This is a genomic window from Limnobacter sp. (genome assembly GCF_036405155.1).
In the GTDB taxonomy this organism is placed as follows: domain Bacteria; phylum Pseudomonadota; class Gammaproteobacteria; order Burkholderiales; family Burkholderiaceae_B; genus Limnobacter.
In genome coordinates, this window is sequence record NZ_DASWYD010000001.1 from 151,668 (window position 1) to 177,655 (window position 25,988).

Below are 25,988 nucleotides of genomic sequence, written 5' to 3' on the forward strand. Positions count from 1 at the left end.
AGGGATATGTTGAGAAGTATCAAGTTAATTCGGGCTCATGCGGTGAGCCTGTTGATGTTGTTGGGTTTCGCTGGCCAGGCCCAGGCTGCGCTGAACGTGTTTGCTTGTGAACCTGAATGGGCATCGCTTACCCAAGCTTTGGGTGGCGACAAGGTCGACGTGTTTTCGGCCACCACGGCCTTGCAGGACGTTCACCACATTGAAGCCAAACCCAGCCTGGTGGCCAAAATGCGGTCCGCTCAACTGGTGGTGTGCACTGGATCTCAGCTGGAAGTGGGTTGGTTGCCGGTGGTGCTTCGTCAATCGGGCAATGTGGCTGTGCAGCCGGGCAAACCGGGTTACTTTGAGGCGGCCAGTGTGGTCAACATGCTGGAGGTACCCACGCGGTTAAGCCGGGCTGAGGGTGATGTGCACCCAGGCGGTAACCCGCACATTCAAACCGACCCCCGCAACATTGCGCGGGTGGCCGATGCCTTGGCCAAGCGTTTGGCCGAAGTGGATGTGGGCAATGCAGCGTTTTACCAGCAAGCCCATCAAACCTTTTCCAAGCGCTGGCAGGCTGCCATCGACCGTTGGCAGACCCAGGCCGCACCCCTGAAGGGCACCGCGATTGTCGTGCAGCACAAAGGCTTTCCATACCTGGAGGACTGGTTGGGTTTGAAGGAGGTAACAGCCCTGGAACCCAAGCCGGGTGTGGAGCCCAGTGGGTCATATCTGTCCGAGGTGTTGGGGGTCTTGAAAACCCAACCTGCACAGATGGTGGTTCGCGCTGCGTACAGCAGCGACCGGCCATCCAACTGGCTGGCCGAGCATGCGGGCATTCCTGCTGTGGAGCTGCCGTTCACCGTGGGCGGTACCCCTGCGGCCAAGGACCTGTTCAGCCTGTTTGACGACACGATTGCCCGATTGTTGGCTGCACAGGCATCCGCTCAAAAAGCCAAACGGAGCGCACCATGAACTGGGAAGCAGTCAGTTGGACCATTCTGGGGCCTGCGTTGTTGGCGGGCTTGATTGTGCTGGCCACACACATTCCGCTGGGGCAGCAAGTGCTGCAGCGGGGCATTGTGTTCATCGACCTGGCGGTGGCACAAATTGCAGCATTGGGCGTGGTACTGGCCGATACCCTGGGCTTTGAACCGCAAGGTTTGCAGGTGCAGGCGGCAGCGGTGCTGGCCGCGCTGTTGGGGGCCTTGCTACTCACCTGGATTGAGAAAAAATGGCCCGAGGTGCAAGAGGCCTTGATTGGCGCTTTGTTTGTGTTGGCCGCCAGTGGCAGCATATTGCTGTTGGCCAACAATCCCCACGGTGGCGAACACCTGAAAGATTTGCTGGCTGGTCAAATTCTGTGGGTGAGTTCCAATCAGTTGCTGTGGGGTGCACTGGTGTCGGTGGTCATTCTCGTGGGCTGGTTTGGTTTTCGTGAACGTTTGGGGCGCGCTGGGTTCTATGTGCTGTTTGCCTTGGCGGTCACCGTGTCGGTGCAATTGGTGGGGGTGTATCTGGTGTTTTCCAGCCTCATCATGCCGGCTCTGGCTGTGCGGGCGTGGCGGTCCCATCGCAAACTGTTGGGTGGGTATGCTTTGGGGGGGCTGGCGTACGCCCTCGGGCTTGTGTTGTCGGGCCTGTTTGATCTACCCTCCGGCGCGGTGATTGTGTGGAGTTTGGCCGCACTGGGCGTGGCTTTCAGCATGTTGGCGTGATTCCTACATTCAACATGGCAAAAGCGGCATACCGTGCGCATTCCGGGTCTGATAATTTTGCACTGTTTTTCAATTTTGGGCTGTGTGGTTTCATGATTACCGGCAATAACAATGTGGTGGTGTTCAACGTCCCCGATCCCAAGAAAAACGATGTGCTGTCGTCTGCCCGGCCCAACAGCATACGGACTGCTGCTGAGAAGGACGGGCAAGATGTGGTGGTGTCCATCACCAAAAAAACCGGGACCATGATTCTGGACAACCGGGCACCACTGGATGCGGACAAAATTGAAATGATTCGCCAGCAGTTGGCCGACGGTGGCTACAAAATCAATGCGGCACTGGTGTCCGAACGCATGATGGCGGACCAACGCGCCTTGTTGAAATAAACCGCTTCACATCGGGCTGCTGTCGACCAGCAGCCGCAAGGCGCTGCGGATGTCGCTTGCCTTCGGTGGTTTGCCCAGAATCAGGTCCACATGGGGCACCTGCTCGTGGTTGGCATTCATCTGTTTGCCCCAACCCGTCAGCAGCACCGTGTGAATGCTCGGGTCGATTTTTTTCACCTGCCGGGCCAGTTCCTTGCCGTCCATGTCGGGCATGCCCAGGTCGGTGATCAGCACATCCACCCGTTCCCCATGTTCCAGGCTGACGCCCAGGGCGGCCAGGGCAGCATGGCCATTGTTGACCGCCGTGACATGGTGCCCCATGGCATGCAGCATGTCGGTGACAGCCTCCAGCACACTGAGGTCATCGTCCACCAGCAGAATGTCCAGTGCTTGGTCTGGCAAGTCGTCTTCCACCACTGGTTGCATGGACTGAATGTTGAACCGGGCTTGCGGATTGTGTTCAAACACCATAGACACCGTGGTCCCCTGTTGCAAGGCGCTTTGAATCAACAGGCGACCCTGGAACCGTTTGACAATCCCGTACACCATGGCCAGGCCCAAGCCAGTGCCGCGTTGTCCCTTGGTGGTGAAGAAAGGCTCGATGCAGCGCCGACGGGTTTCTTCATTCATGCCGATGCCGGTGTCTTGCACGTCGATGATCAGGTGGTCCTGTCGCCCCTCGCGGCGTAGCCGGGTTTTCACCGTCAGTGTCCCGCCTTGGGGCATGGCGTCCACCGCATTGAAAATCAGGTTGGCCATGGCCTCCCGCAATTCGGCCTCCGATGCACCCAGTGCGGGCAGTTGCTCCCCAAACTCGGTGCGCAGTTCAATCTGAACGCCCTGCTTGCGCGGCGTGGTTTCCCACTTGGCTCGGGTCAGTTCCAACACCTCGCGGCAAACCAGGTTGACATCCACCGGCTCCAGGTGGTGCTCTTCCTCGCGTGAGCGGGCGAATCGACCCATGCGTTCGACGGTGTTGGCCACATCGTCGATGGCAATCTGAATGGTTTCCAGCTGCTTGCGCCCTTTGGGGCTGAGCTGCTGTTCGGCATTCAACAGGGACTCCACATACAAGGCCGCTGGTGAAATGGCGTTGTTGATGTCGTGGGCAATGCCCCCCGCCATTTCGGCCAAGGCGCCCAAGCGCTCCTGCTGAAGCACCAGGGCCTGTGTCTGTTTCAACTCGGCATAGGCTTCCTGCAGCTCGCGAAGCAACTCGGCTTGGTCCAGGGCCAGCGCGACGTGCTCAGCCAGTTGGATGAGGAACGACATCTCGTCATTCTCAAAACCGTGTGTTTGCTGTCGTGCGGTGACCATGACACCCAGCACTTTGTCGCTCTTTTTCAGTGGAACAATCACCACGCTGTTCAAATTGCAACTGTCCTGCAGACGGCGTGCCACCGGGCAGGATGTGTTGACCATGTCCGGCTCGTAGACAAACTGCCCTTGAGCCGCCAGCTCCATGAGCGTACCGCGCACGGGCACGGCTTCGTTTTCCAGCAAGCCGACGGTGCAAGCCATGGCTTGGGTCCTGTTGCTCAGGCAGTGCACCTTCATGGCCTGTTCGTCGGGCAGGTACGATGCCATGAAGCAAAAATCCGATGGCAGGTCCTGCTCCAGTGCATTGACCACCACCTTGTAGATGCTGTCGAGGTCCAGTCGTTTGCCAATGGCCTGCGTGATTTCATTGAGCAGGTTCATCTTCACCAACTGCGACTTGCTGCGTCGGGTCACCTCCAGAATGTGGCTCATGTCTGTGATGCCACCAATCATGCGCAGGGCCTTGCCAGTGTCGTCGCGAATCACAAAGCCACGGTCCACCACTTCTGCCCAACTGCCGTCGGCTCTCGCGAAGCGGTATTCGTCTTTCCAGAAGTTGTCGTTGCCAGCCAGGGTTTGGGTGATTCGATCCAGCACGCGCAGCCGGTCTTCGGCGTGCACCCTGTCTGCCCAAGACTTCGGTGTGTTGTCCAATTGTGCACGGTTTAAACCAAACAGGGTTTGAATGCCTTCGCTCCACCACACTTCATCGGTGATGACGTCCCAATCCCAAATGCAGTCGCTGGTGGCATTGGCCAGTGAGCGAAACCGGTGCAGGGTGGCATTCAGCGCACTTTCAGCCCGCTTGCGCTCGGTGATGTCCCGCAAAATGGCCACCCAGTGGGTATACCATCCGGCCTCGTTGGCGATCGGTACGATGTCCACATCCAGCCACATCAGTTCACCGGTTTTGGTGTAATTGATGAGTTCCTCGCGGATGGGTTGCCAGTTGGACAACGCCTGGTGAATGCGGCGCAGGGCCTCTTGCTGCGTGAGTGGGCCTTGCAGTATGCGGGGTGTCTTGCCAATCACTTCCTCGGGCGTAAAACCAGTCCGCTTGTAATACGCCTGGTTTACCCAACGGATTTTGGGTCCGTCGGCCACAATGGGTTCCGCTTCGGTGATCACCACCATGTCGTTGAATCGCTCAACACAGGTTTCCAGCAGTTTCAGGCGTTCCACGGTCGCAGTTCGCTCAATCTGGTTGGTCAGGTTCTCCAGCGAAATGGAGCGGTTCTTCGAAATGGCCTGCAGCATCTCAACCAGGTCTTTGTCGAAGGCGGCCACTCCTTCACCGAAATAAATCACACCGGCAATCAGCTTGTCGCGCAGGTGCAGCGGGATGATGGCAAACGATGAAAATCCACGGGACTGGGCCAGTTCAACCCAACCCTGTGCATGTGGATTGTTGCTGGTGTCGGCGCACAGCACAATTTCCCGCCGTCGCAGCGTGTCCAGCCATTCATTTTGAAAACACACATTGGTGTTGGCCATGATGGTGTCGACGATGTCCTGGTGTTTCCCTGCCTTGGAGACCACCTGCAAGCCGCCCCGAACCGGGTCCTTCTGCACCACCCACACCAAGGGAATTTCTCCTGTGGACACGGTTTGGGTGCAAATTTCATCAAACACCTGCTCAACCCGGGTGAAGTTGGGCAAGGCCATGTTGATGTGGTTTTGGGTTTGCAAGAGTTTGTTGATGCGCCGCAGGGTGGTCATGGCCATGCGGTGTTCGGTGATGTCTTGAATGCAGCCCTGAATGCGCTGCAGCACCCCTTGCTCGTCAAACACGGCCTCGGCTCGCAGGCGCACCCAAATCAAGCGGTTCTGGAAGGTCCGAATCTGCGCCTCCAGGTCCATCTCCGTGCCGTGCTGCACGCAGTCCATCAGGGCTTGTGCCACGCGTTCCTGATAGGGCTCCGGGTACAGCAGCAAACCGGTTTCAAAGGTGGGGGCGGCTTGCTCGCCCGGCTCGGCATCCAGAATTCGCCATATTTCATCTGACCAATACACATGCCGGTTGGGTGTGTATTCAATGGCCCATCCGCCAATTTTCCCAAGGTGCCCGCCGATGCGCTGCAAGGCCAGGGTCAGGTCGGTTGCCGCCCGTTTGTCGGGCACCACACGATCAACCGCAGGTGGCTGAGGGGGAGGCGGCAAGCTGTGTACGCCCGGGGCAAGTTGCAGCGTTTTGGCAAATTTCAAATAAAAGCAGGCGCCGGCGTCTGGAATGGATTCAGCCCAGATGTGCCCCTGATGCCGTTCCATGATGCGCTTCACATTGGCCAGCCCCAGGCCATTGCCCTCAAATTCAGACTGGGTGTGCAGGCGTTGAAAAGGTTTGAAGAGACGGGACTGCTGGCTGGGATCAAACCCCGATCCATTGTCGCGAATCCACACCAGGTGGTGGGTTCCCTCATCGCGGCAACCCACTTCAATGCTGGGTTGGTCACGCAGGCGTGAAAACTTCAATGCATTGGAAAACAGGTTCATGAAGACCTGTTCCAGCAGTGAGGCATCGCCCGGAACTGTCGGCAACTCAGGCAACTGCCATGTGGCTGGTGGACCGTCCGCCATCAATTCCGTGAGAATTTTGGCCTGCATGGCAATCGCATTCAGGTCCACTGGCTTGACATCCAGACTGGCCTGGCCCAAGCGGGCAAATGACAACAGGTCCTTGACCACGGTGCTGGCCCGTTCGCTGGTCTGCTTGATGCGTTGCAGGTACTTCCACTCGTCTTCCGTGAAGTTGTCCTGCGATCGGCTGGTGAGGCGGGCCGCGTAGCCTTGAATCAGGTGAATTACCGAATTCAGGTCATGGGATGCGCGCCCTGCAAATGCATCCAGCTCTGTGTTCATCTCCGACAACTGGTGGTTGGAGGCGGTGAGTTCGGCGATCAGCCGCTGATTTTCCATGCGCAGCTTTCGCACTTGCAGGCAACGCTGCACCACGGGCAATATTTCGCTGAACTTGAAGGGTTTCAGGATGTAGTCCAAAACGCCCGAGCGCATGGCTTCTACGGCGGATTGAACGGTGCTGTGACCGGTCATCAGAATGGCGCACACCTGGGGGTCCAGGGTGCGCAGGTGCGCCACCAAATCAATGCCGCTGATGTTGGGCATTTTCAGATCGGTCAGCAGCAGGTCATGCGCGTCGGCCCGGTACTTTGCGATGGCTTCCATGGGCGTGGAACAGGCGGTGACCTCAAAGCCGTGCTCTTCCAGAATGGAACGCAGAGCATCCAGTTGGGGTTGCTCATCGTCAACAACAATGAGGCGTGCGTGTTCAATCATGGCCGTCCTGTGGCTGATGGCTTGGGCGCCATGCCCGCTTGCCAGTCACCTCCTCCTCCCTGGTCGTGATTGTAAATGGTTGACAAACCAGAAGATATATTCACTTTGGAGGGGGGTATTTCCCTAGGTGCCCGGGCTTAAACCGGCAAGATGGTTTCCCCGCTGCTTGAATTGAACGGATCAATCAGGATTTTGGCGTGCTTCTCGGGGTTGCCCAAGGCCTCAAAAGCACCCGCCACACCGGCAAGCCCTACCTTGCCGGTAATCAAGGGTTGCGCCTTGACTTGACCCTCTGCAATCAGGTGCAAGGCGTCCCGATATTCCAGGGGGGTGTAGCCCAGCACAAAACGAAGCTCAATTTCCTTGTTCACCGCCAGCGCAGGTTCAATCTTGTCCACTTCCATGCACACACCCACCACCACGATGCGGGTCATGAAGGGTGCGCCTTCCATCAATTGGTTCAGCACACCGGGCACGCCCACACACTCAAACACCACGGGGCGCTTGGGGCCGAGGCCGGCCTTTTCGGCCAGTCGCCATGCATGCCACCAGGGCACGGGCAGCATGCCGAGTTTTTCGCGGGTGCCCACGCCCAATTCCAGCAGTTGGGGCAGCTCGCCAATAAAACCGTAGTCCCGCCAATCGGCAAAGGGTGAGTGGTCGGCCGGGTTGATCACCATGTCGGCCCCGCATTGCTGGGCCAAGGCGCGCCGCCCTGGCGAAAAGTCGCTGGCAATCACCTTCTTGACGCCTTTGGCTTTGAGCATACAAATCACCGCCAGGCCCACCGGACCACAGCCAATCACAATGGCCACGTCGCCGCGTTTAATTTCACTGCGGTTGACCGCATGCAGGCCCACGGCCATGGGTTCGGTCAGCGCGGCCAGGTCTGCCGACAGCCCATTGGGCACCGGCTCCATCAACTTTTCCTGCACCAGCAGGTACTCAGCATAGGCGCCTGGTGCGGTGGATGACAGGCCGGTGAGGTCGATGCGGTCTGGCAGGCGCAACATGGGCACTGCACACACGCGGGTGCCCACCTTGATTTTTTTGGAGGTACCCGGGCCGTGTTCAACCACCTCACCGCAAAACTCATGGCCAAACACCACAGCGTCCTTGCTGGCAGGAATGTGGGGATAGCCCACCCGCTTGGCCAGCGCCGACATGTGGTCGCAGTGTTTTTTCAGGTGCAGGTCCGAGCCACAAATGCCGCAGCGCAGCACCTTGAGCACCACCTGGCCCTTGGCGGGTTTTGGGTCGGGAATGTCCCGCACGGTCAGTGCGTTGTTTTGGCATACCACCGCTTTCATGGTCGTGTCTCCTCGACGGTTTTTTTATGCTGCGTGGTGCTTCAGGTAATTGATGAGCAGGGCATTCGTTTCCATGGGTTTTTCCAGTTGGAACCAGTGGCTGGCCCCTTCGATGCGGTGGTACTCCCAGGGGCCTTTCACCAGTTTGCCGCTGTCCACCATTTGCGATTCGGCCAAATACCGATCGCCATCGCTCCACACGCCCATCACGGGAACGGTGATGTCCGGGTATTTGCGCGCCAAAATCAGATCAACATTGGCACGGTAGAGGTTCAAGCCTGCGGTCAGTCGACCGGGGCGGCGCATGCGGTCTATCCAGCGTTCAGCCTCCTCAGTCTGCCCTGTGAATTTGCGCAGCACCGTCCAGTTGCCCGCCTTGATCAATGCTTCGGACACCCATGGCACCTGAAAGGCCACGGTGTACCAACCCTTCAGCTTTTGGGCCAGGCCACCTTTGGCGTAGGCCAGCGGGTGCCCCACCGACATGGCGGTGTATGACAACACCCGATCTTGGTTGCCCATGGTGAAAAACCAGCCGATGATGGCGCCCCAGTCGTGCCCCACCACGTGGGCTTTTTCGACATGCAGGGCATCCAGCACCATGGCCAAGTCGTTGGTGAGGTGGCTGAGGTGGTACGCGCTTTTGGACTTGGGCAGAGACGATTCCCCGAAGCCGCGAAGGTCCGGTGCAATCACCCGGAACCCTGCCTGAATGAGGGCAGGGATTTGTTTGCGCCACACGGTGTGGTCGTCTGGAAACCCGTGGACCAACAGCACCTCGGGCCCTTCGCCACCCACCAGCACTTGCAGGTTGGCGCCATGGACGGCGATGGTGTGGTGCTCAATGGCATATTTCTCGTTGGCTTGCTTGCTCATTTTTATTCTCCGTTGTGCATGCGGACCACTATGCTGAATCGCCCTTGGCCCTGGCTTAAAGCCAGCGACCAACCGTGCAGTTCAACCACCTCCTTGACGATGGCCAAACCCAGGCCATTGCCTTTCTGTCGCGCGTTTGGAATTCTGTAATACGGTTCAAAAATTTGCTGGGCCTGGTCGGCTGTCATGCGCTCGGCGCTGTTGCTGACGGTCAATTCAATGGTGGTGTCGTCGGCCCAATTAAAACCGATTTTGACGGGTTCTGCCGGGTTTTGGGTGTATTTGCAGGCATTGTCCAGCAAGTTGCGGATCATCATTTCCAACAACCCTTTGCGGGCTTCAATGGTGGCTTCCTGCTCGGGCAAGTCAAGCTCAATCGACAGGCCTGTGCCGTCCAGCACGGTGCGCTGGTTGCTGACCAGGTAGCGCAGTTCTTCATTCAGGTTGACCCGGCTTGGCACCTCGCCGTCCAGCTCCGAATGAATTCGGCTGTAGGTCAGCATTTGTTCAACCAGGTGTTTGGTGCGGTTTAAACCCGTCATGAGGTGGGCCAGCGACACCGCTTGTTCTTCTTCGTTGCGCGCGCTGCTGATGTTTTGTGCATGCACCGACAATGCAGCCAGGGGCGTGCGCAGTTCGTGAGCAGCCGAGTCTGTGAAGCGCCGCTCCCGTTTCATCACGTGGGCCATGCGGTCAAACAGCCGGTTCAGTGCGTCCACCACAGGCACAATTTCATGGGGTGTGCGCTCCAACACCACGGGGGAGGTGTCTTTCGGATCGCGGCTTTCGATGGTGTCGGCCAAGTTGGACAGTGGGCGAAAACCCGCCAATACAATCAGGTTGACCACCACCAGCAGCACCACAAAGCCAATGAACAGTGGGCTGCTCAACACCACACCCACATCGCCCGCAATCTCGGCACGAAGGCCCATCTCCTCGGCCACTTCAATCCAGATGTGGCCATCCTGCGAATCCATGGCAAACACATGCCAATTGCGGTCGCCCACGTGGTGTTCAAAAAAACCTTCCCGTCCAAAGCCCAGGCGTTCATCGGGTGCAAATTCCGAACGCACCAGCAGGCGACCTTCATGGTTCCAAATCTGGAATGCCAATTTGGTTTCGTAGGGGTGGCCCGATGGGGATGGGTCCTCCGGGTCAGCGTCTTTCAAGCCACCGGGCAGGTGGATCACGATGGGTTTGGTGATGGTGGCGTGCTCAATCTGCTTGGCCAGCAGCGTGTCCAGCACACGCGCCGAAGTGGCCAGGCGGGCACTGAAAATTTCATCAGCCTCATGCAGTGCAACCCGATAGCTGGTCACGCCAGCAATGCCCATGATCAACACCACCGCAACCACCAAGCCCAGCATGATGCGTGTACGCATGGAGTAGGCTGCCGAGTCCGCCCGTGGGCTGTCCCGGCCTTCGATGACGGTGTGTTCAGTGATGTTCATCGGGCGGTGTCGCCGACAATGGCCGGGTCAATCCGATAACCCACGCCGCGCAGGGTTTTAATGACCTCGGGATACATTTTCTTGCGGATGTTGTGCACATACACGTCGATCGTGTTGCTGCCCACATCGGAGGTCCAACCGTACAGGCTTTCTTCCAGTTGTTCGCGGGTGAACACCTGACGCGGGTTTTCCATCAGCTTTTTCAACAGGCTGAACTCGCGCCGTTGCAGCACCACTTCGGCGCCTTTGTAGCGCACCGTCAGGCCCCGCAAATCCAGCTCCACATCCGACAGCTTCAACACATTGGTGGACGCCCCGCTGGACCTGCGTTCAATCGCGTGAATCCGCGCAAACAATTCTTCGAGATCAAACGGTTTGATGAGGTAGTCGTCAGCACCCGCATTCAGCCCGTCGATGCGGTTGCGGGTCGTGTCCCGCGCACTCACGATGATGGTGGGGGTGGATGTTTGTTTTTGGCGCAGTTGCGACAGAACATCCAAACCATCCAGCCCGGGCAGGCCCAAATCCAGAATGATCAGGTCAAAAGGGTTGTCCAGCGCAGCGCTCAGGGCCTGTCGACCATCGGAAATCCAGTCCACCTGATACGCGCGGCGCCGCAGCGCCTCAGCCACCCCACTGGCAATGCCTTCATCGTCTTCAACCAGCAATACACGCACGGAAGTGTCTCCCTGTTGTTTTCAGCAGTGTAGTGCGGTTTTTACTTCTTGGCTTTCACCTTGACCAGCAAGGCCTGAATTTCGCGCCGACGCCCAGCATCGGCTGTTTCAAGCCCTGGGCGACTCGGCGCCAATAGTGCCTTGTTCAAGGCGGACTCTGCTTCGTCGTATCGACCCGTGCGGTACAAAAAATCGCCGTAAAGGTAGTTGGCGTCGATGCCGTTTGGGTTCAGGCTCAAGCCTTTTTTCAGGTGGTCTTCAGCCAAGGTGTCATTGCCAAAACCCAGTGGCCAGCCAGGCACCTGGTAATACAGCGCCCCCAGGTTTGTGTGGGCTGCACCGTCCATCGCTTTGCTGTCCAAGCTGATCGCTTTCTCGAATGCGTGCCGGGCCTTCTTGGCCAAATCCAGCGCGCCAAGACCGCCATGGGCCACTGCATAACTGCTCAGGGCAATCCCCTGCAAAACGTAGGCATCCGGGTCTTTCGGATTGGTTTCAACCAGACTTTGGAGACTTTCTGTCAAGGCTTTCAACGCCTGTTCTTGCGCCTTGTCCTGTTGCTGGTACATGGCTTTGGCCCAATCCAGCTGGACTGTCCTCACCATGTCGGCCGGCAAAGCCCAAGCCTGATTGGCCAAGGCCAACAGACCCACAGCAATCAAACCGACATTGGACAGGGGTTTCATGAAAACAACTCCGGGCAGACTTGAACAAAACGCCGTGATGCTGCACGTTGGCAACCCGGTGCATGGCTGGAAAAAAAGCCAGTGGCCAGAAGGAGGCTCTCTGGCCACCTGGGACACGGATGCGTCCAAAAATGGTGAAGCCTCAATGTAGGTCGCTTAAATTAAGGCCAAATGAATTGGGCCATTCATTACCCATCCGCTGGCAAAGCGGTTATCGTGTTGGCAATTCCGTTGGCTTCTTGATTGCATGCTGCGTTCCATCCACCTGTCCGGTTTGTTGCTGTCTGCAGTGCTGTGCGCGGCTGTTTTGGTGCTGGCCGACCACAATCCAATCGAACTGGCTTTGCTGGATGCCTGGCTCAACACGCCTGAACTGAACCAGCAACCCGCAGTCAATGCCGATCAGGTTGTTCGGATCATTGGGGTGGACGAGGTGTTTGTGAAGCAACTGGACAAGCCCTTGTCCTTGATTCACGACGAACTGGCCACGGCATTGCAGGCGGCTGCCACTGGTCAGGCCCGTGCAGTGGGTGTGGACTTTGTGCTGCCTGAAAAGCGGTTTGATGGCGTTGTGTCGCGGGACGGTGCGGTTGATTTTCACCGCACCCTGCTCAAGGGCTTGTTGCGCACCAGCCAAACCTTGCCGGTGGTGGTGGCCCGCATTTGGGATGCGCAGTTGGGCCAATTCCGTGAATTGCAGGTGGACTATCAGGCTGTGCTCAATCGCCAGGTGGGCGATTTCGACAAACAGGCCTCGGTGATGCTGTGTGTGCACAGCGACAACCGCGTGCGTGTGTTGCCTGCAAAGGTGTGTCAACCCGAGTTGGCTGCCGATGGAACCGCCCATTACTTTGCCGGTGAGTTGCTGAAGGCCCTTGGCCTGCAACCCTCGCAGGACGGTTGGATCAATTACGGTCTGGGTCAGGGTTTTTCGTACGTCCCGCTTGGTGATGTGCTGGCGCATGCCCGCCAAGCCGATACCACTTGGTTGCAGCAGCAGTTTGGTGGTCGTATTGTGCTCATCGGCTCGGTATTGGACGACACCGACATTCACCGCGTGCCCCGCGCCATTGCCCAATGGGATGCCGGAAACCTGCGGGTACCCGGTGTGTTGGTGCATGCGCAAATTCTGTTGACCCAGCTTAACAAGGCCAGTATTCGGCCCGTACCCGCCTGGGTTTTGGTGGACTTGTGGCTGCTGGCTTGTGTGGGTTACCGGCGCATGTCAAGCCGGTTGTGGCTGGGCTGTGCGGTGTTGGCGGTGGCTGGTGCACTGGTGTTGCAGGGTGTTTTGCTGCGTCAGCAATGGTGGCTGCCTGCATTTTCCTGGGGTATGGCCTTGTTGGTAACCCTGTTCATCCGCTGGTCTGTGGATGCCGTTCTGGGCCTGCGTGAGCGCCGTCGCCTGCAACAGGCTTTTGGCACTTCTGTCAGCCCTCAGGTGTTGAAAGCATTGGTCAGCGGCACGCTCAAAGCCCATGCGCAAGGCAACCGTGCGCCGGTGTGTGTGCTGTTTTCCGACATTCGTGCCTTCACCAGCCTGTCCGAGCATGCCCCGCCCGAGCGTGTGGTGCATTTGCTGAACCTGTATTTTGACCAAATGACCCAGCATGTGCATGCCGAGGGCGGCACAGTGGACAAGTTCATTGGCGATGGCCTGATGGCTTTTTTTGGTGCGCCCAACACCCTTGAATGCGCAGCGTTGTCGGCAGTGCGGTGCGCGCAGCGCATGCAGTTGTCGCTCAAGGATTTAAACCAAACCTTTGCAGCCCAGCAATTGCCCACCCTTCACATCGGGATTGGCTTACACGTGGGCGAGGCCGTGGTGGGCTTTGTGGGCGGCCAACAGCGGCGGGAATACACGGCGATTGGTGACGTGGTCAACGTGGCCGCAAGGCTGGAAGGTTTGTGCAAAGGGTTGGGGCAGGGCATTGTGGTGTCCCATGCGGTGGTAACAGCCGTTGAGCAGCACAGCCCAGGGGCTGTTCAATGGGTCGACTTGGGGCTACAGTCCCTGAAAGGGCGAAGCGACTTGTCTGTTTACGGAGTGAAACTGCCATGACTGTGTTGTCGAAAAACTTGCGCATTGGTGTGCTTGCACTGGGTCTTTCTTTGGGTCTTTTCATGGGCCATGCGCGGGTGTTGCTGGCGGCTGCACCTGCCGAGGTGGGCACCATCATCGACTTGAAGGGCAACGCCCAAGCCAAACCGGGTGGGGTATTGGCGCCGCTGGATTTTTTAACTGAAGGCTCAACCGTTGAGCTTGCGGCAGGTGCAAAAATCACCCTGACCTTGTACAAGCAAGGCACCGAATACGCCGTGACTGGGCCCGCCACGTTTCAAGTGGGCATCACCGAACTCAAATCCATCAAGGGCAATGCACCGGTGCTGGTGCCCAAAGCCACCAAGCAGTCCGCCCGCAACGTCAATGGCGGTGCAGCCGAGCGCAATGCCGGTGCGGTCATCATGCGGTCGGTCGGGTCCAGCCAGCCCGACCCGCTGCCCAGCCCGGCACCCACTCAATCCCCCACAAGCACAAACGGCGCCCAAAAATAAGGGTGGGCGGTGGACACATCCACGCCATCCACGGGCAGGGTGTCCTGAATCAGGCCTTTGCGGGCCTCCTCCAGTGCAACATCGGGCGTTTCTCCGCGTTTCAGGCCTTCAAAAGTGTGGGTCACCAGGCGCTCGGTGGTGGCACTTTCCACACTCCAGTGGCTGACCATCAGCCGGTGCGCACCGGCAAACATGAATGCGCGGGTCAGGCCAGCAAACCCTTCGCCACTGCTGGCTTTGCTGGTTTCGCCAGCGGTGTTGCAGGCCGATAAAACGGCCAGCTCGGCGTTCAGGGTCAAGCCGCCTAAAATTTCCGACATGGTCAACAAACCGTCTTCCCCACGCATGTTGCCGCTCAAGCTCATCAACAGGGCGGGTTGGTTCAAGGCGCTGGGCCCGTCGTTGAGTCGGGCTGTGTCACTGCCCAGCAAGCCATGGGTTGCAAAGTGAAGGTAGCGTGTGCTGGCGAGGTTTTCGGTTTTTACACGGAACTCCTGCGCGTCCTCACCCAAAAACAAACGGCTGTTTTTGCCCAACACCTGCGCCAGTTGTCGGGCCTCGGTTTCGGTTTCAGGCAGTGGGGGTATGCTGAGTGCACCTCGCTTGTGCAGGCTGCGCTGCGCGCGTTCTTGAACATCCCCAGTGGTTTGGCCAAATGACGGGTTGGCAAACGAGGTCAACTCGGTGTCAAACGTTGGCAGGGGGTTGCTGTACATTCGAACCGACACCAGGGACGACAGGCTGGGCAGGTAGCTGATGCGTTTGCTGCGCGCCAAGTAGTTGAGCACACGGTATTGGCCCAAGGTGTCGCCTTGCGTGGCTTTTAGCGCCTCAAAGGCTGTTTGCTCCCGTGGTCCCCACCGGCTCACCAACAGTTCAAAGGGCAGGGTAAACAGCGGCCCGTCCGCCACCACAATCCAGCGGGGGAAAGCCGACAACTCGGCCTGAACCGGTTCAATCAGTGTGTTGTACAGGCGGTTCAACGTGGCCGGGTTCAGGTCCGCCAAATGTTCGAGCTTGTCGCCCGGGTTTTCCATGGGTGCGCGCACCTCACGCACCCAGCGTGTCAATTCGGCGCGATCCACCGGCACGCTGCGCATCACGAATGTTCGCTGGGTGGTTAAAAAAATCAGCACGGCATGGTCGAGCAGGGCATAGCTCAACACGGCATCGTCTTTGCGCAGCACCGTTTTCTGCAATTCCGTCACGTCCAAGGCGCGGGGCCGCGTCAACTCCATGTAGCGCGGGAAGGTTTTCCACAAATCATCGGCGAGCGTTTTCACCAGGGCCGACTGAGCCTTGCGTTTTTCACGGTATTCATTGTCGAACACCTTGCGCCGCTGGGCCACCAGGGGGTCTTCCTGGGTGGAATCGGTCTGCACCGTTTCAACATCGCTTTGTCCGCGCACCAACCCTTGCAAGCGCAGGGCTTCGAGCTTCGCATTTTCGGTTTTGAATACCCGAACCTTTTCCATCAGCACTGCATTGTTGCTGTAACTCTTCACGTCGGCTTTGCGCAGTTGCTCGGTGAACAGTCGGCTTTGCATGCGCGACAGCACACCCAGCGCATCGCGGTCATGGCCTGCGCTGGGGGTTTTCTGGTTCATCTGGGTTAGCAGGTTCAACGCATTTTCAAAATTGATTTGTGTGGTTTGTGCCAGTTCTTCTCGAATGCTGTCGTCCAGCCCCTGGGTTTGTCCAAACAAGCGGTCAATCCGGTCCAGGCCTGTCAGGCTGACTTCTCGCGCCGTGTTCAAATCGCCAACCGCTTGCAGCGCTGCCACATACCGAGGCAGCATTTGCACCATCTCGCTGTTGGCCTCGTTGTTGAGGTAAATCGACCACGCCTCCCCAAACAGGGGCAATGACTCGTTTGGATTGTTCGGGCTCATCGCTTGAGCCTGAAGAACGCGAGCCCGAGCGAACATGTTGTGCTTGGGGCCTCTGGAGGACAGAATCACTGGAACCCACTCCTCCAGTAGCAGTGTTGCTGCCTTGCGCTGTTTGGTTTTCAACAAGCTCTCGGCTTTGTTGAGCATGCAGCGTTGCACATCGGAGCGGATGTCGATTTTTCTCTGACCATACAGGGCCATGGCTGTATCGAAATGCCCAATCGCGGCCTCGTGTTCGCCCCGTTTGGCCAACAGTTCACCTTGCAATTCGGTCAGTTGTCCCAGCCTGAAGTTCAGGTCGGGTGCATTGGCTGGCATGCCCCGGGCAATGGCAAAAGCCTCGGTCAGTCGGCTTTGGGCTTTGTCAAACTGCTTGAGTTGCATCAGGTTGTGCACCTGCGGCCGGAACCACTTCAAATCATCGGGGCTGTTAAACCCTTGCACCTTGAGCAGGGCCAGTGCTTGGTCGATGGACTGGTTGGCTTGGGCCAGCTTGCCCTGTTGACTTTGGGCCACGGCCAGGCGCCCCAAAATCTTGATGCTGAGGTCACGGCCGGCGGCCAATTCGGTGCTTTGCATCGCCAAGGCTTTGTTGAGTGCAATTTCGGCTTCGGCTGCGCGGCCCTGCGCTGCCAACGCAGTGCCCAGGCTGAAATAGGCTGCCCGCTGCATGTGGCCATTGCCTTCCCCCGCAATCTCAAGGCGCTGCCTGGCCATTTGTTCGGCTTGGTCGTCCCGGCCCTCTTGAATGGCCTTGCCGATTTGTTGGCCCAACTCATAAAACTCCTGTCCTCGGGCGCTTCGCTGCTGGGCTTGGGGGCAGCTGGTGAAGCCGGCAAGCATGGCCACACACAAACAGACAGCAAACCGGTGGGCAGTCTGCCGGGCATCAATGGGGTGCATGGCGTTTATTGGGGCCGGTGTGGCAAACAATGAGGGCTTTCATTATGCATCCAATTCAGGGGTTCGCCAGTACCAACAATTCCTACAAAAGTGCGTAATAAACCGCCATGCTTCGCAAACCCCTGTTGCCCCTTTCTTTTGCTCTGCTGACTTTGTTCTTGGCCGCCTGTTCTGGCAGCGACTCGCCAGTGGTGGGCGCTTCACCAACGCCCACGTCGCCCAGTGAGTCCAGCCCTGCGTCCATTCAAACCCTGGGCACCCGTGGTACCCCCACGCAAGCCAAAGCTGTCATGCCGGGCGCAGCCAGCCAAGCCTGGTTCAATTACGAGCGGGCGGAGGACTTCCCCAACACGGTCACCCTGCCCACACAGTTCATTACCATGCCCGATGGTGTTCAGTTGGCAGCCACCGTCACGTTGCCTGCCGATGCCAGTGGCACAGCGGCCAGCACCCGCTTGCCCACCATCCTGATCCAAACGTCCTACAACAAAACCGTTGGCGCCTACCAAACAGCCATTGGCGGCGCAGACCCATTCATGGTCAAGCGCGGCTACGCCACCGTGGTGGTGGATGTGCGTGGCACAGGAAACTCGCAAGGTGTGTGGGACGCCTTTGGTGAAAAAGAGCAAGCCGATTACGCCAAGGTGGTGGACTGGGTGGTTGCGCAGCCCTGGGCCAATGGCAAGGTGGGTGTGTATGGCGTGAGTTACCTGGGTATTACTGCCATTTTGACGGCTGCCAAGAATCACCCCGCTGTGAAGGCCGCTTTCCCGATTGTGCCGATTGGCGACGGGTATCGCGACATCGTGTTCACCGGTGGTCAGGTCAACCCCACCTTCATCCCCTTGTGGATGGGTTTGGTAACCGGCCTGGGTGCCATTCCGTTCGATGCTTTGCAGGCCAACCCGGTTCAGGGTTTCCAAACCCTGGTCGAGCATCTCATCAATGGGGTGACAGCGTTTCAGGCGCCGACCATTGTGAAAGCGGTCACCGGCGATGCACAAACCGCGTATGACAGTGATTTCTGGAAAACCCGTTCACCGCTGGAGCAAGCCGCCAACATCAAGGTGCCCACCTTTGTGGTGGGTGGCTTGCATGACCTGTTTCAGCGCAGCGAGCCCCTGTGGTTTGAACAGTTGAAAAACCAAACCAACACGCGTCTGTTGATCGGTCCGTGGACACACATCGAAAGTGCTGGATTGCCCTCCGACGGTTTGCCCCGCGATGGAGTACCGGCCATGAAAACCATTGAATTGATGTGGTTCGACCAATACTTGAAAGGCTTGCCGGTGGGTGTGGACAAAATCCCGAATGTGACGCAGTACGTGAAGGGCTATGAAAAGTACGCCACCACCAGCAACTGGCCACATCCGCAAATGAAGGCGCAGGCGCTTTACCTGCGCGGCAACAAAGGCCTGACCGCTGAAAAACCGGCAGCGGCCGAGGGCAGCAATGTGGTGCTGCAAACACCAGTGTTTGGTCTGTGCTCACTCAGCAGTTCGCAGTGGTCGGCTGGTGCTGCCAAGTTGGTGCCCTTGCCCTGCTTCACGGAAGACACCTACAACGCCTACGAAGGCGCTGCATTTCGTACTCCAGTCTTGACCGAGGACTTGTACCTGAATGGCCCAATTGCGGCCGACATTTGGGTCAGCACCGCCTCGCTGGATGCATCCTTGTCTGTTCGCGTGTCGGACTACGACCCTGCCACTGGCAAGTCAGTCGCCATCACCAATGGTTTGCTGACTGCGTCACACCGGGCGGTGGACGACAGCCGCTCACGTTTTGTGAACGGCCTTCGCATTCAGCCCTGGCACCCGTTCACGCAGGCTACCGTGCAGCCCGTCAAATCAGGTGAGGCCATGTTGTTGCCTGTGGAAATTTTCCCCACCAGTGCGATGATTGCGAAAGGCCATCAGCTGCAAATTGTGGTGTCCTCCAGCAACTTGCCGCAAGGCCTGCCGCCGCTGGTGACCTTGCTGAAGGGCGCTGCCGGCGCACTGACCATCCTGAGCGATGCCGAACACCCTTCCAGGGTGGTGCTGCCGGTGGTGCCGCGCAGTGCACTTCAGTAGGTCAGCATCAGTTGCTCGGCATGTCCAGCGTGCCGACCGACTTCGGTGACATGATCACGCCCCAGGGCATGTCGCCCTCGGTGATGCTTTTTACCTTCTCGCCAGTCTGGGCGTTGAGCACCTGAATTTCGCGGCTGCGGCCGCAAGCCACCACCAACTGGCTGTCATCGGGTGTGTAGCTGAAGTGCCAGCAGCGGTCACCCACTGGCATTTCCCGCTTCAGGTTCAGGGTTTCGGCATCAAACACCTGGATGATTTTGCCGCGGGCCAGCGCCACCAAAATTTCCTTCCCATCGCGGGAATAGGTCACACCATACGGCACTTCGCCAGTCGGTGTGGTGTCCACCACATTGAAGTCCTTGTCCAGCTTCAGCAATTTGTTGCCGTACTCCAGTGTGACGGCATAGTGTTTGCCGTCCGGCGCGCGTTTCACACCACGCGGGCGAATGCCGTATTCCTTCGTGTCAATCCGCTTCACCAATTCACCGGTTTCAATGTTGTGGACGGACACATTTTCATCGGCCTCATTGGTCACGATGATGTTCTTCCCATCCCCGGAAAACTCAATGCCTTCGGTCTCCATGCCAGCCGTGATTTCCTTGATTTTTTCGCCCTTTTTCAGGTCGATCACGGCGATCTGCGCAGGCTTGTCATCGTCGTCGTCTTTCTTGGCATTCTCGCGCGCTTTGGCTTCTTTGGAGCCTGGTTTGGGTGGCGGTCCGCCTTCCGATGATGGTTCATACGCCACAAAAGCCAGGTCGCCCAGCACCCGCACAAACTCCGGGTTTTTGCCAACAGGCACCCGCTTCACCACTTGGCGCGTGGCGGTGTCCACAATGGCCAGGTCCGAACTGCTTTTGACGGCCACCACCAACAGGCTGCCATCGTCACTCAAGCCCACACCACGGGCACCTTCGCCCACATGGATGTCGCCCAGCTTGGTGTAGTCGCCCACCGAATACACGGTGATGGGGCCATCCTGGTGGCTCACATAAGCCACCGCAGGCACGTTGGGTTTGGGGGCTTCTGCTTTAACCGCTGGTGCCTGGGTTTTCGGTTCTTCCGGTTTTTTTGAGCAGGCAGCGGTGCTGGCCACCAACGACACAGCCAGTGCCAATCCTTTCCATTTCAACTGCATCACATTCGTCCTCTGTTGGGTGTTTGTTCACGCTAGTTCAGTCTAGCGGCTTTGTCCCGGGAAGTTTTCCCGTTACACGCACCACCCGCAAAACCAGTGTGACACGTCATGTGGGCAATTCCTTCCAATCGTGCAACTGGCGCACCAAAAGGCTGTAAATCAGCCATTTGTGACAAAGCGGTTTCAATACACTGAATCTCAAGAAGTGACACGTCATGCCGTTGTCACAGTCAGGAACTTCACTGTTTTTTTGTGGCACCCAGCATCATGAAGACCGATACGCATCGCATCAACACCGTTGTACCCCGAGTGGCCCTGTCGGCCTCCATGGGGTTTGCCGCGTATTGGACTTATCTGTATTTCAGCCAAACCCGGCACATTTTCAGCCCGCAGCTCGACCCGCTGCCCGTGCGCACGGCTGTTGACTCCGAGTTTACAGAGCTCAGTTTGAATGTGGCCCCCGGTGTCAACCTGGAAGGTTGGGTTCGCATGCCCAAAGGCCTGGGCGGAGCTGGCAGCCAACTGCCATGCGCCATTTATTTTGGCGGTCGCAGTGAAGACGTGCGCTGGTTGCTGACCGAAGCGCATGGGTTTAAAAACCTGCCCATGGTGTTTTTCAATCACCGCGGGTACGGTCACTCGGGCGGTTCGCCATCCGAAAAACATTTGGTGGCCGATGCACGGGCCATTTACCGCTGGGTGGCCGAACAACCCTGGTGTGACCTCAACCGGATTTCGGTGATTGGCCGCAGCCTGGGAACGGGCGTGGCCATGCAACTGGCCAGCAGTGCACCGGTGCACAAGCTGGTGCTGTTCACGCCCTACGACAGCCTGGAGACGATTGCCAAAAGCAAAGTACCACTGGCGCCCGTGTCGTGGCTGCTGCGCAGCAAGTTCAACTCCAAGGACTGCGCGGGCTACGTGCATTGCCCCACATTCATTGTGTTGGCCGAGCAAGACGATGTGGTCCCGCATGCGTCATCGGTCAATTTGATGCGCCATTTTGCGGTGGAGCCCCTGGCTGCCAAAGTGAAGGGCACTGACCACATCAGTCTGCCCCATGACCCCGACACCCAGGCGATGGTCGCGCATTTTCTGACTTAAAGGCAATTGATTTATTTCATAGATATTTTGTTATGTGTTATAAAAACACATCTATGAGGTATTTGAAACATGCCAAAAAAACAACTTCCCGCAGAGGCAGCGCCTGCCATTGTGCAAGCGCACGTGCAGTCTTGGGGGGCAGCCATTCGTACCCAGCGCTTGGTTCAGCGCCTGACTGCGGCTCAACTGGCCCTGCGAATCGGGGTCTCGTTGCCGACCTTGAATCGGGTTGAGAAAGGTGACCCAGCCGTGGGGGTGGGTACGGTGCTTTCTGCCCTCTACGCGCTCGGCTTGAACACGGCGGCAACACCACCGTTGCCAGAGGGCCTGTTGCAAACAGTGGCGGCAAAACGCACACGCCCCACACGGCAAGAGTCGGGGGATGACCTTGGCTACTTCTAACAACCACCGCGTTCGCCCCCTGTACGTGTACATGCAACAGCCCACTTGCTGGACACACCCCTCTGCACGCTGATGAAAAATCGTTTGGCCGAGCAGTTGCGTTTGCTCGGTTAGGTTTGTGGGCGCAAGCCCTTCGCCCATTCCCGATGTGCAGTGGGCGTTCGCCCGGTCAGTTTTTTAAAAGCGCGTGTGAAATTGGCGCGGTCTTGGTAACCCACCCGCGCTGCAATCTCATCCACACTCAAGGCGGTGCTTTCCAGCAAGCGGCAGGCGTCGCGTTCAATAACCTCGCCCAGCAGGGTGGTGTAGCTGCTGCCCAATGCCTGCAAGCGGCGCTTTAACGTTCGAGGTGTCATGTGCAGCTGGTGGGCCACCCGGTCCACGCTGGGGTATTGGCCATTTCCGCACATCAGCAGGTTTTTCACTCGCGCCTTGATGTCATCGGCTTGGCCCAGCAGTGCCATTTCCTGTTCACATTGCGCAATCACCATTTGCGCCGTCACCGGGTTGGCAGTGGGCAATTTCAGGTCCAGCCAGCGGGCTGGAATGCGAATCTGGTTGCTGGGCGCATCAAACCGGCAATGGGGCAGGCTGCTGGCGTAGGCGCCGTAATACGGGGGCATGGGCCAGTCAAACCACAACTCAATGCCGGTGGCGTCGCGGTGCTGGCCTGTGGGGTCAAACAGCGACTCAAACAGCCGCCACACCTCAATCATGAAATTTTCAATCGCAAATTTGCGCACCGGGTGCAGCGGCATCGCCTCCCGAATGTGGCACACCAAACCCTGCTCATCGTCGCTGGTGTCAATGGTGTAAAAGGGCACTTTGGTGGGCAAAAAGCGAATACCCAAGGCCACCGCTTCGCGCAGTGTGGCGCAGCTCATCAGTCCAAAACCAATCATGCCGGCTTTGGTCAGGCTGCTTTGCAGGCCCATGTCGATGGCAATGTGCTCGCTTTGAAACAGGCGCAGCAGGTTCATCACAATCACCCCATGCAACGCGGCTGAAATACGGCTGTTAGGCACCTGCAATTGCGCCAGGGTCAGTCCGGTGTGCTCCAGCACTTGTGCCTCTGTAAACCCCCGAGCAATGGCGTAGTTGGCAAAAAACAGCGGGTAGGCTTGGGCCACCGTGGCCTGTTCAAGCAGGCGCAGGGCTGCGTCGTCCAGCAGGGCGGGCGGTGGGGTGGTGGTTGCTTTGGGCATGTCTCGATTATGTCACGCTTGGCCCAAAATGACTCCATCTTTGTCACGCACGCCACTCACGATCAAAGCGGTCGTGTCTGTACAGTGCGTTCATCAACCACTCGGCTGCTGGTCAGTCAAAACAAGGAAACCGTTCATGAGCAATACCAACCCCATCCTCGAAGTGGCCATTGTGGGCTGCGGTGTGTCTGGCCTGGGCATGGGCATTCGCCTCAAGCAGGCTGGCATCGAAAACTTCCGCATCATCGACAAAGGGCAGGATGTGGGCGGCACCTGGCGTGACAACACCTACCCCGGCTGCGGCTGTGATGTGAAGTCGGCGCTGTATTCCTACTCCTTTGAGCCCTGGGCCGAGTGGTCGCATGTGTATGCCAAACAGGGCGAAATTTACAAATACCTGCGCCATTGCGCCAGCAAATATGGCATTTACCCCCACATCCAGTTCAACACCTCGGTAACCGGTGCAGAGTACGATGAACACACCGGCGTGTGGACAGTCGGCCTGTCCAATGGCGAAAGCATGCGTGCCAAAAACGTGGTCACTGCCGTGGGGCCATTTTCAGCACCCAAGGTGGCCGAATTCAAAGGCGCATCCAGCTTCAAGGGCACCGTGGTGCACACCGCTGCCTGGGATCATTCCGTGAGCCTGGAGGGCAAACGTGTGGGTCTCATCGGTACGGGTGCCACAGCCGTGCAGGTGGGTCCCGCCATTGCTGAACAGGTCAAAAACCTCGTGGTGTTTCAGCGCACAGCCAACTGGATTATGCCGCGCCCTGACCGCGCCATTGGCGAAGACGAAAAGCAGACCTACCGCCAAAGCAAACTGGCCATGAAAAAAGACCGCTTGGGCGTTTACTGGTACAACGAGTTGACCGCACCGTTTTTGATTTTGAAGTACGACCTCTTCAAGCAACAACCCGAAAAGCTGGCCTTGAGTTACCTGCGCAAAAAGGTGAAAGACCCTGATTTGCGCAAGAAGCTGACACCCACCATCAAGTTTGGCTGCAAGCGTGTGTTGGTCAGTTCCGACTGGTACACCACCATGCAAAAACCCAATGTGCACCTCGAAACCACGGGCATTGACTGCATCACCGAGAAGGGCATACGCCTGGCCGACGGGACCGAGCATGAACTTGATGTGATCATTTACGCCACGGGTTACGAAGTGCGCCACACCGGTTCACCGATTGACGCCAAAGGCATTGGTGGCGCCAGCCTGAATGACAAATGGAAGGACGGCTCCGAGGCTTATCAAGGTGTGGCCACGGCCGGTTTCCCCAACCTGTTTTTCCTGGTGGGGCCTTTTACGGGCCCAGGCCATACATCAGTCATTGCGTATGCCGAATCACAAATCGACTATGTGATTCAGGCCATCCAGTTGCGCAATGCGCGCAGCTTGAAGGCCATTGCGGTGAAGCCCGCCGTGGAGCGCAAGTTTGTCGGTGTGATGGACAACCGCAGCGAGCACACCGTGTGGAAGTCGGGGTGCGCCAGTTGGTACCTTAGCCCCAATGGCCGCAACAACACCCTGTACCCGGGCCTGAATGCGGAGTACCGTTTGCGCATGGCCCGTTTCAATCCTTCGGATTATGAATTGATTCACGCCAGTGGAAAAACGGTAAAGCCCACTGTGAGTGATCACATCAAAACAGGCGTGGCTGCTTTGCGCAGTATTTGACAGGGTTAGCCCTAATCCGTTCTGCACATCCAAGCCCCGGTTTGCCGGGGCTTTTTTCATGGGTGACACTTCGGTTCCGTGAATGGTTCTGCACACCGAACACCACCCAATGACTGTCAAAAAAATTGCTGTAATCGATTTAACCGGCGTGATCCGCAACCGCCGCCGTGAGCTGGGCCTCACTCAAAAATCACTGGGGCAATTGTTGGGCATCGACCAACGCACCGTGTCCTCTCTGGAGAAGAACCCGGGTTCCATCAGTGTGAATCGCTTGTTCGCGGTGTTCAACGCGCTGCAGGTTCAAACTTTTGTGTCCAGCGACCCCAAAGACGAATTTCTCATTCAACGCTTGATGGTGGATGCCCAATTTCGGCGCAACCGCTTGTTGTAAAACGGTGGCTAACCGTGTTTATTCCACCGAGAAACTGGACCCGCACCCGCAGGTGGTTTTGGCTTGCGGATTGTGAAACACAAACCGCGAGCCCATGGTGTGCGTTTCGTAGTCAATGGTTGTGCCTTCCAGGTAGGGGGCACTGAAGGGGTCCACGTACAGTTCAATGTATGGGTTCACTGAAATCTGGATATCGTCCTCGGCCACTTCGCGGGCCATGTCGATTTTGTATTCAAAGCCCGAGCAGCCACCACCCTGCACATACAAGCGGATCATGGCTGGTTTGTGCATGTTGTCGCGCAGGTCCAGAATCCGTTCCTGGGCCGCATCGGTCAGGTTGATCTGGCAGGTTGGGGTGTCGTGGGTGGGGCTCATAACAGCTAGATGAGGTCGGTGGCGGCTTTTTCAATGTCGCAACTGAAAATTCGCCAACCGCCCTGGGGCAGTTTCTCCAGCAAGTAGTATACGTTCCACAGCACCCGGCTTTGATCAATCATCTGCACCGAATGGGCCACTTGTCGCCCATTGCGTTCAAAGCCCACAAATTTGACCGACGCCGGGCGGTATACCACGTCATAGTCCCGCTTCACCATGGTTAAAAACGTACTGGCATCGCCGAATACCCGCTGCACGCTCGGGCTGGCATAGGCAAAAGCCCGTTGGGCATCATTGTCCTGAAATGCCTTTAGTTGGGCCTCTATGACCGCCTGGCTTTCCCGGCGCTCTGCCGGTTGTTCAGCCGCTGTGGCCTTGTTGGCAAAGGCGGCGGCCAAGCCCAATGCAAACACCAGCAGCCACCACTTCCAAATCGCTTTGAAAACGCCGTCTTCCTTGTTCAAAGGGCCTCCCCGCAATACACCCTGAGCTTTTTAGTGTGCCATGGCGCATGACGGCGGGCAAGTGGGCCCCCGGTCTGGGCTGACACATAAAATTCACCAAAGTCTCAC

At 57.8% G+C, this 25,988-nt stretch carries 22 protein-coding genes; 11 read left to right on the forward strand and 11 right to left on the reverse strand.

The window, feature by feature from the left end:
- Positions 1-6 precede the first annotated feature (6 nt).
- The 3 genes from VGE55_RS00755 (at position 7) to VGE55_RS00765 (ending at position 2,086) form a co-directional block, all read left to right on the forward strand.
- Positions 7-957 carry a metal ABC transporter substrate-binding protein gene (locus tag VGE55_RS00755; RefSeq protein WP_331129830.1) on the forward strand — a complete coding sequence of 317 codons (951 nt, stop codon included), beginning with the start codon at positions 7-9 and terminating at the stop codon, positions 955-957.
- Positions 954-1,700: a metal ABC transporter permease gene (locus tag VGE55_RS00760; RefSeq protein WP_331129831.1), complete on the forward strand. Its 747-nt coding sequence runs from the start codon at positions 954-956 to the stop codon at positions 1,698-1,700. Before VGE55_RS00755 ends, VGE55_RS00760 begins: the two co-directional genes overlap by 4 nt.
- A 92-nt stretch (positions 1,701-1,792) precedes the next feature.
- The gene (locus VGE55_RS00765) at positions 1,793-2,086 is read left to right on the forward strand and encodes a flagellar biosynthesis anti-sigma factor FlgM (RefSeq protein ID WP_331129832.1); all 294 of its coding nucleotides are present in this window, start codon (positions 1,793-1,795) and stop codon (positions 2,084-2,086) included.
- Between the two features lie 6 nt (positions 2,087-2,092).
- On the opposite strand, the gene VGE55_RS00770 is transcribed toward VGE55_RS00765, so the two are convergent.
- From VGE55_RS00770 to VGE55_RS00795, 6 genes are all read right to left on the reverse strand, one after another.
- Entirely contained in the window at positions 2,093-6,700 is a 4,608-nt protein-coding gene (locus VGE55_RS00770; RefSeq protein ID WP_331129833.1) for an ATP-binding protein, read from the reverse strand.
- 137 nt (positions 6,701-6,837) lie between these two features.
- Complete coding sequence (locus VGE55_RS00775) at positions 6,838-8,010, reverse strand: zinc-binding dehydrogenase (RefSeq protein WP_331129834.1); 1,173 nt, start codon at positions 8,008-8,010, stop codon at positions 6,838-6,840.
- A 24-nt stretch (positions 8,011-8,034) separates the two neighbouring features.
- Positions 8,035-8,886, reverse strand: a complete 852-nt coding sequence (locus VGE55_RS00780; protein WP_331129835.1) for an alpha/beta fold hydrolase — start codon at positions 8,884-8,886, stop codon at positions 8,035-8,037.
- Positions 8,887-8,888: 2 nt separating this feature from the next.
- On the reverse strand, positions 8,889-10,337 hold the full coding sequence (locus tag VGE55_RS00785; RefSeq protein WP_331129836.1) for an ATP-binding protein: 1,449 nt from the start codon (positions 10,335-10,337) through the stop codon (positions 8,889-8,891).
- Positions 10,334-11,014 carry a response regulator transcription factor gene (locus VGE55_RS00790; protein WP_331129837.1) on the reverse strand — a complete coding sequence of 227 codons (681 nt, stop codon included), beginning with the start codon at positions 11,012-11,014 and terminating at the stop codon, positions 10,334-10,336. The genes VGE55_RS00785 and VGE55_RS00790 overlap by 4 nt, the downstream gene beginning before the upstream one ends.
- Positions 11,015-11,055: 41 nt before the next feature.
- Positions 11,056-11,700: a tetratricopeptide repeat protein gene (locus VGE55_RS00795; protein WP_331129838.1), complete on the reverse strand. Its 645-nt coding sequence runs from the start codon at positions 11,698-11,700 to the stop codon at positions 11,056-11,058.
- Between VGE55_RS00795 and VGE55_RS00800 the strand changes: the two genes are divergently transcribed.
- From VGE55_RS00800 to VGE55_RS00810, 3 genes are all read left to right on the forward strand, one after another.
- Positions 11,699-11,851 (forward strand): hypothetical protein, encoded by a 153-nt coding sequence (locus VGE55_RS00800; protein WP_331129839.1) that lies wholly within the window; start codon positions 11,699-11,701, stop codon positions 11,849-11,851. The two genes, VGE55_RS00795 and VGE55_RS00800, sit on opposite strands and share 2 nt — an antisense overlap.
- A gap of 96 nt (positions 11,852-11,947) precedes the next feature.
- Positions 11,948-13,762: an adenylate/guanylate cyclase domain-containing protein gene (locus tag VGE55_RS00805; RefSeq protein ID WP_331129840.1), complete on the forward strand. Its 1,815-nt coding sequence runs from the start codon at positions 11,948-11,950 to the stop codon at positions 13,760-13,762.
- A complete protein-coding gene (locus VGE55_RS00810; RefSeq protein ID WP_331129841.1) occupies positions 13,759-14,256 on the forward strand; it encodes a hypothetical protein in 498 nt (165 codons plus the stop codon). Before VGE55_RS00805 ends, VGE55_RS00810 begins: the two co-directional genes overlap by 4 nt.
- Here the strand turns inward: VGE55_RS00810 and VGE55_RS00815 are convergent.
- A complete protein-coding gene (locus tag VGE55_RS00815) occupies positions 14,220-17,051 on the reverse strand; it encodes a CHAT domain-containing tetratricopeptide repeat protein (protein WP_331129842.1) in 2,832 nt (943 codons plus the stop codon). The two genes, VGE55_RS00810 and VGE55_RS00815, sit on opposite strands and share 37 nt — an antisense overlap.
- 107 nt (positions 17,052-17,158) lie before the next feature.
- On the opposite strand from VGE55_RS00815, the gene VGE55_RS00820 reads away from it, so the two are divergent.
- Positions 17,159-19,123, forward strand: a complete 1,965-nt coding sequence (locus VGE55_RS00820; protein ID WP_331129843.1) for a CocE/NonD family hydrolase — start codon at positions 17,159-17,161, stop codon at positions 19,121-19,123.
- 7 nt (positions 19,124-19,130) lie between these two features.
- On the opposite strand, the gene VGE55_RS00825 is transcribed toward VGE55_RS00820, so the two are convergent.
- Entirely contained in the window at positions 19,131-20,261 is a 1,131-nt protein-coding gene (locus VGE55_RS00825; protein WP_331129844.1) for a cytochrome D1 domain-containing protein, read from the reverse strand.
- A 267-nt stretch (positions 20,262-20,528) separates the two neighbouring features.
- Here VGE55_RS00825 and VGE55_RS00830 point away from each other — a divergent pair, with 267 nt between their 5' ends.
- Both VGE55_RS00830 and VGE55_RS00835 read left to right on the forward strand, forming a co-directional pair.
- A complete protein-coding gene (locus tag VGE55_RS00830) occupies positions 20,529-21,365 on the forward strand; it encodes an alpha/beta hydrolase (RefSeq protein ID WP_331129845.1) in 837 nt (278 codons plus the stop codon).
- A 69-nt stretch (positions 21,366-21,434) separates the two neighbouring features.
- Complete coding sequence (locus VGE55_RS00835) at positions 21,435-21,767, forward strand: helix-turn-helix domain-containing protein (protein WP_331129846.1); 333 nt, start codon at positions 21,435-21,437, stop codon at positions 21,765-21,767.
- A 110-nt stretch (positions 21,768-21,877) separates the two neighbouring features.
- Here the strand turns inward: VGE55_RS00835 and VGE55_RS00840 are convergent, their stop codons facing one another.
- Positions 21,878-22,972: an AraC family transcriptional regulator gene (locus tag VGE55_RS00840; protein WP_331129847.1), complete on the reverse strand. Its 1,095-nt coding sequence runs from the start codon at positions 22,970-22,972 to the stop codon at positions 21,878-21,880.
- A 136-nt stretch (positions 22,973-23,108) separates the two neighbouring features.
- On the opposite strand from VGE55_RS00840, the gene VGE55_RS00845 reads away from it, so the two are divergent.
- The gene (locus VGE55_RS00845; protein WP_331129848.1) at positions 23,109-24,650 is read left to right on the forward strand and encodes an NAD(P)/FAD-dependent oxidoreductase; all 1,542 of its coding nucleotides are present in this window, start codon (positions 23,109-23,111) and stop codon (positions 24,648-24,650) included.
- A gap of 109 nt (positions 24,651-24,759) precedes the next feature.
- A complete protein-coding gene (locus VGE55_RS00850; RefSeq protein ID WP_331129849.1) occupies positions 24,760-25,041 on the forward strand; it encodes a helix-turn-helix transcriptional regulator in 282 nt (93 codons plus the stop codon).
- A gap of 18 nt (positions 25,042-25,059) precedes the next feature.
- Here the strand turns inward: VGE55_RS00850 and erpA are convergent, their stop codons facing one another.
- Entirely contained in the window at positions 25,060-25,416 is a 357-nt protein-coding gene (erpA, locus tag VGE55_RS00855) for an iron-sulfur cluster insertion protein ErpA (protein WP_331129850.1), read from the reverse strand.
- Positions 25,417-25,421: 5 nt separating this feature from the next.
- The gene (locus VGE55_RS00860) at positions 25,422-25,880 is read right to left on the reverse strand and encodes a DUF4864 domain-containing protein (protein ID WP_331129851.1); all 459 of its coding nucleotides are present in this window, start codon (positions 25,878-25,880) and stop codon (positions 25,422-25,424) included.
- Between the last annotated feature and the right edge of the window lie 108 nt (positions 25,881-25,988).

Coding starts and splice junctions, on each gene's coding strand:
- VGE55_RS00755 (WP_331129830.1), top strand. CDS start 7: ATGTTGAGAAGTATCAAGTTAATTCGGGCTCATGCGGTGAGCCTGTTG.
- VGE55_RS00760 (WP_331129831.1), top strand. CDS start 954: ATGAACTGGGAAGCAGTCAGTTGGACCATTCTGGGGCCTGCGTTGTTG.
- VGE55_RS00765 (WP_331129832.1), top strand. CDS start 1,793: ATGATTACCGGCAATAACAATGTGGTGGTGTTCAACGTCCCCGATCCC.
- VGE55_RS00770 (WP_331129833.1), bottom strand. CDS start 6,700: ATGATTGAACACGCACGCCTCATTGTTGTTGACGATGAGCAACCCCAA.
- VGE55_RS00775 (WP_331129834.1), bottom strand. CDS start 8,010: ATGAAAGCGGTGGTATGCCAAAACAACGCACTGACCGTGCGGGACATT.
- VGE55_RS00780 (WP_331129835.1), bottom strand. CDS start 8,886: ATGAGCAAGCAAGCCAACGAGAAATATGCCATTGAGCACCACACCATC.
- VGE55_RS00785 (WP_331129836.1), bottom strand. CDS start 10,337: ATGAACATCACTGAACACACCGTCATCGAAGGCCGGGACAGCCCACGG.
- VGE55_RS00800 (WP_331129839.1), top strand. CDS start 11,699: ATGAAAACAACTCCGGGCAGACTTGAACAAAACGCCGTGATGCTGCAC.
- VGE55_RS00795 (WP_331129838.1), bottom strand. CDS start 11,700: ATGAAACCCCTGTCCAATGTCGGTTTGATTGCTGTGGGTCTGTTGGCC.
- VGE55_RS00805 (WP_331129840.1), top strand. CDS start 11,948: ATGCTGCGTTCCATCCACCTGTCCGGTTTGTTGCTGTCTGCAGTGCTG.
- VGE55_RS00810 (WP_331129841.1), top strand. CDS start 13,759: ATGACTGTGTTGTCGAAAAACTTGCGCATTGGTGTGCTTGCACTGGGT.
- VGE55_RS00815 (WP_331129842.1), bottom strand. CDS start 17,051: ATGCACCCCATTGATGCCCGGCAGACTGCCCACCGGTTTGCTGTCTGT.
- VGE55_RS00820 (WP_331129843.1), top strand. CDS start 17,159: ATGCTTCGCAAACCCCTGTTGCCCCTTTCTTTTGCTCTGCTGACTTTG.
- VGE55_RS00825 (WP_331129844.1), bottom strand. CDS start 20,261: ATGCAGTTGAAATGGAAAGGATTGGCACTGGCTGTGTCGTTGGTGGCC.
- VGE55_RS00830 (WP_331129845.1), top strand. CDS start 20,529: ATGAAGACCGATACGCATCGCATCAACACCGTTGTACCCCGAGTGGCC.
- VGE55_RS00835 (WP_331129846.1), top strand. CDS start 21,435: ATGCCAAAAAAACAACTTCCCGCAGAGGCAGCGCCTGCCATTGTGCAA.
- VGE55_RS00840 (WP_331129847.1), bottom strand. CDS start 22,972: ATGCCCAAAGCAACCACCACCCCACCGCCCGCCCTGCTGGACGACGCA.
- VGE55_RS00845 (WP_331129848.1), top strand. CDS start 23,109: ATGAGCAATACCAACCCCATCCTCGAAGTGGCCATTGTGGGCTGCGGT.
- VGE55_RS00850 (WP_331129849.1), top strand. CDS start 24,760: ATGACTGTCAAAAAAATTGCTGTAATCGATTTAACCGGCGTGATCCGC.
- erpA (WP_331129850.1), bottom strand. CDS start 25,416: ATGAGCCCCACCCACGACACCCCAACCTGCCAGATCAACCTGACCGAT.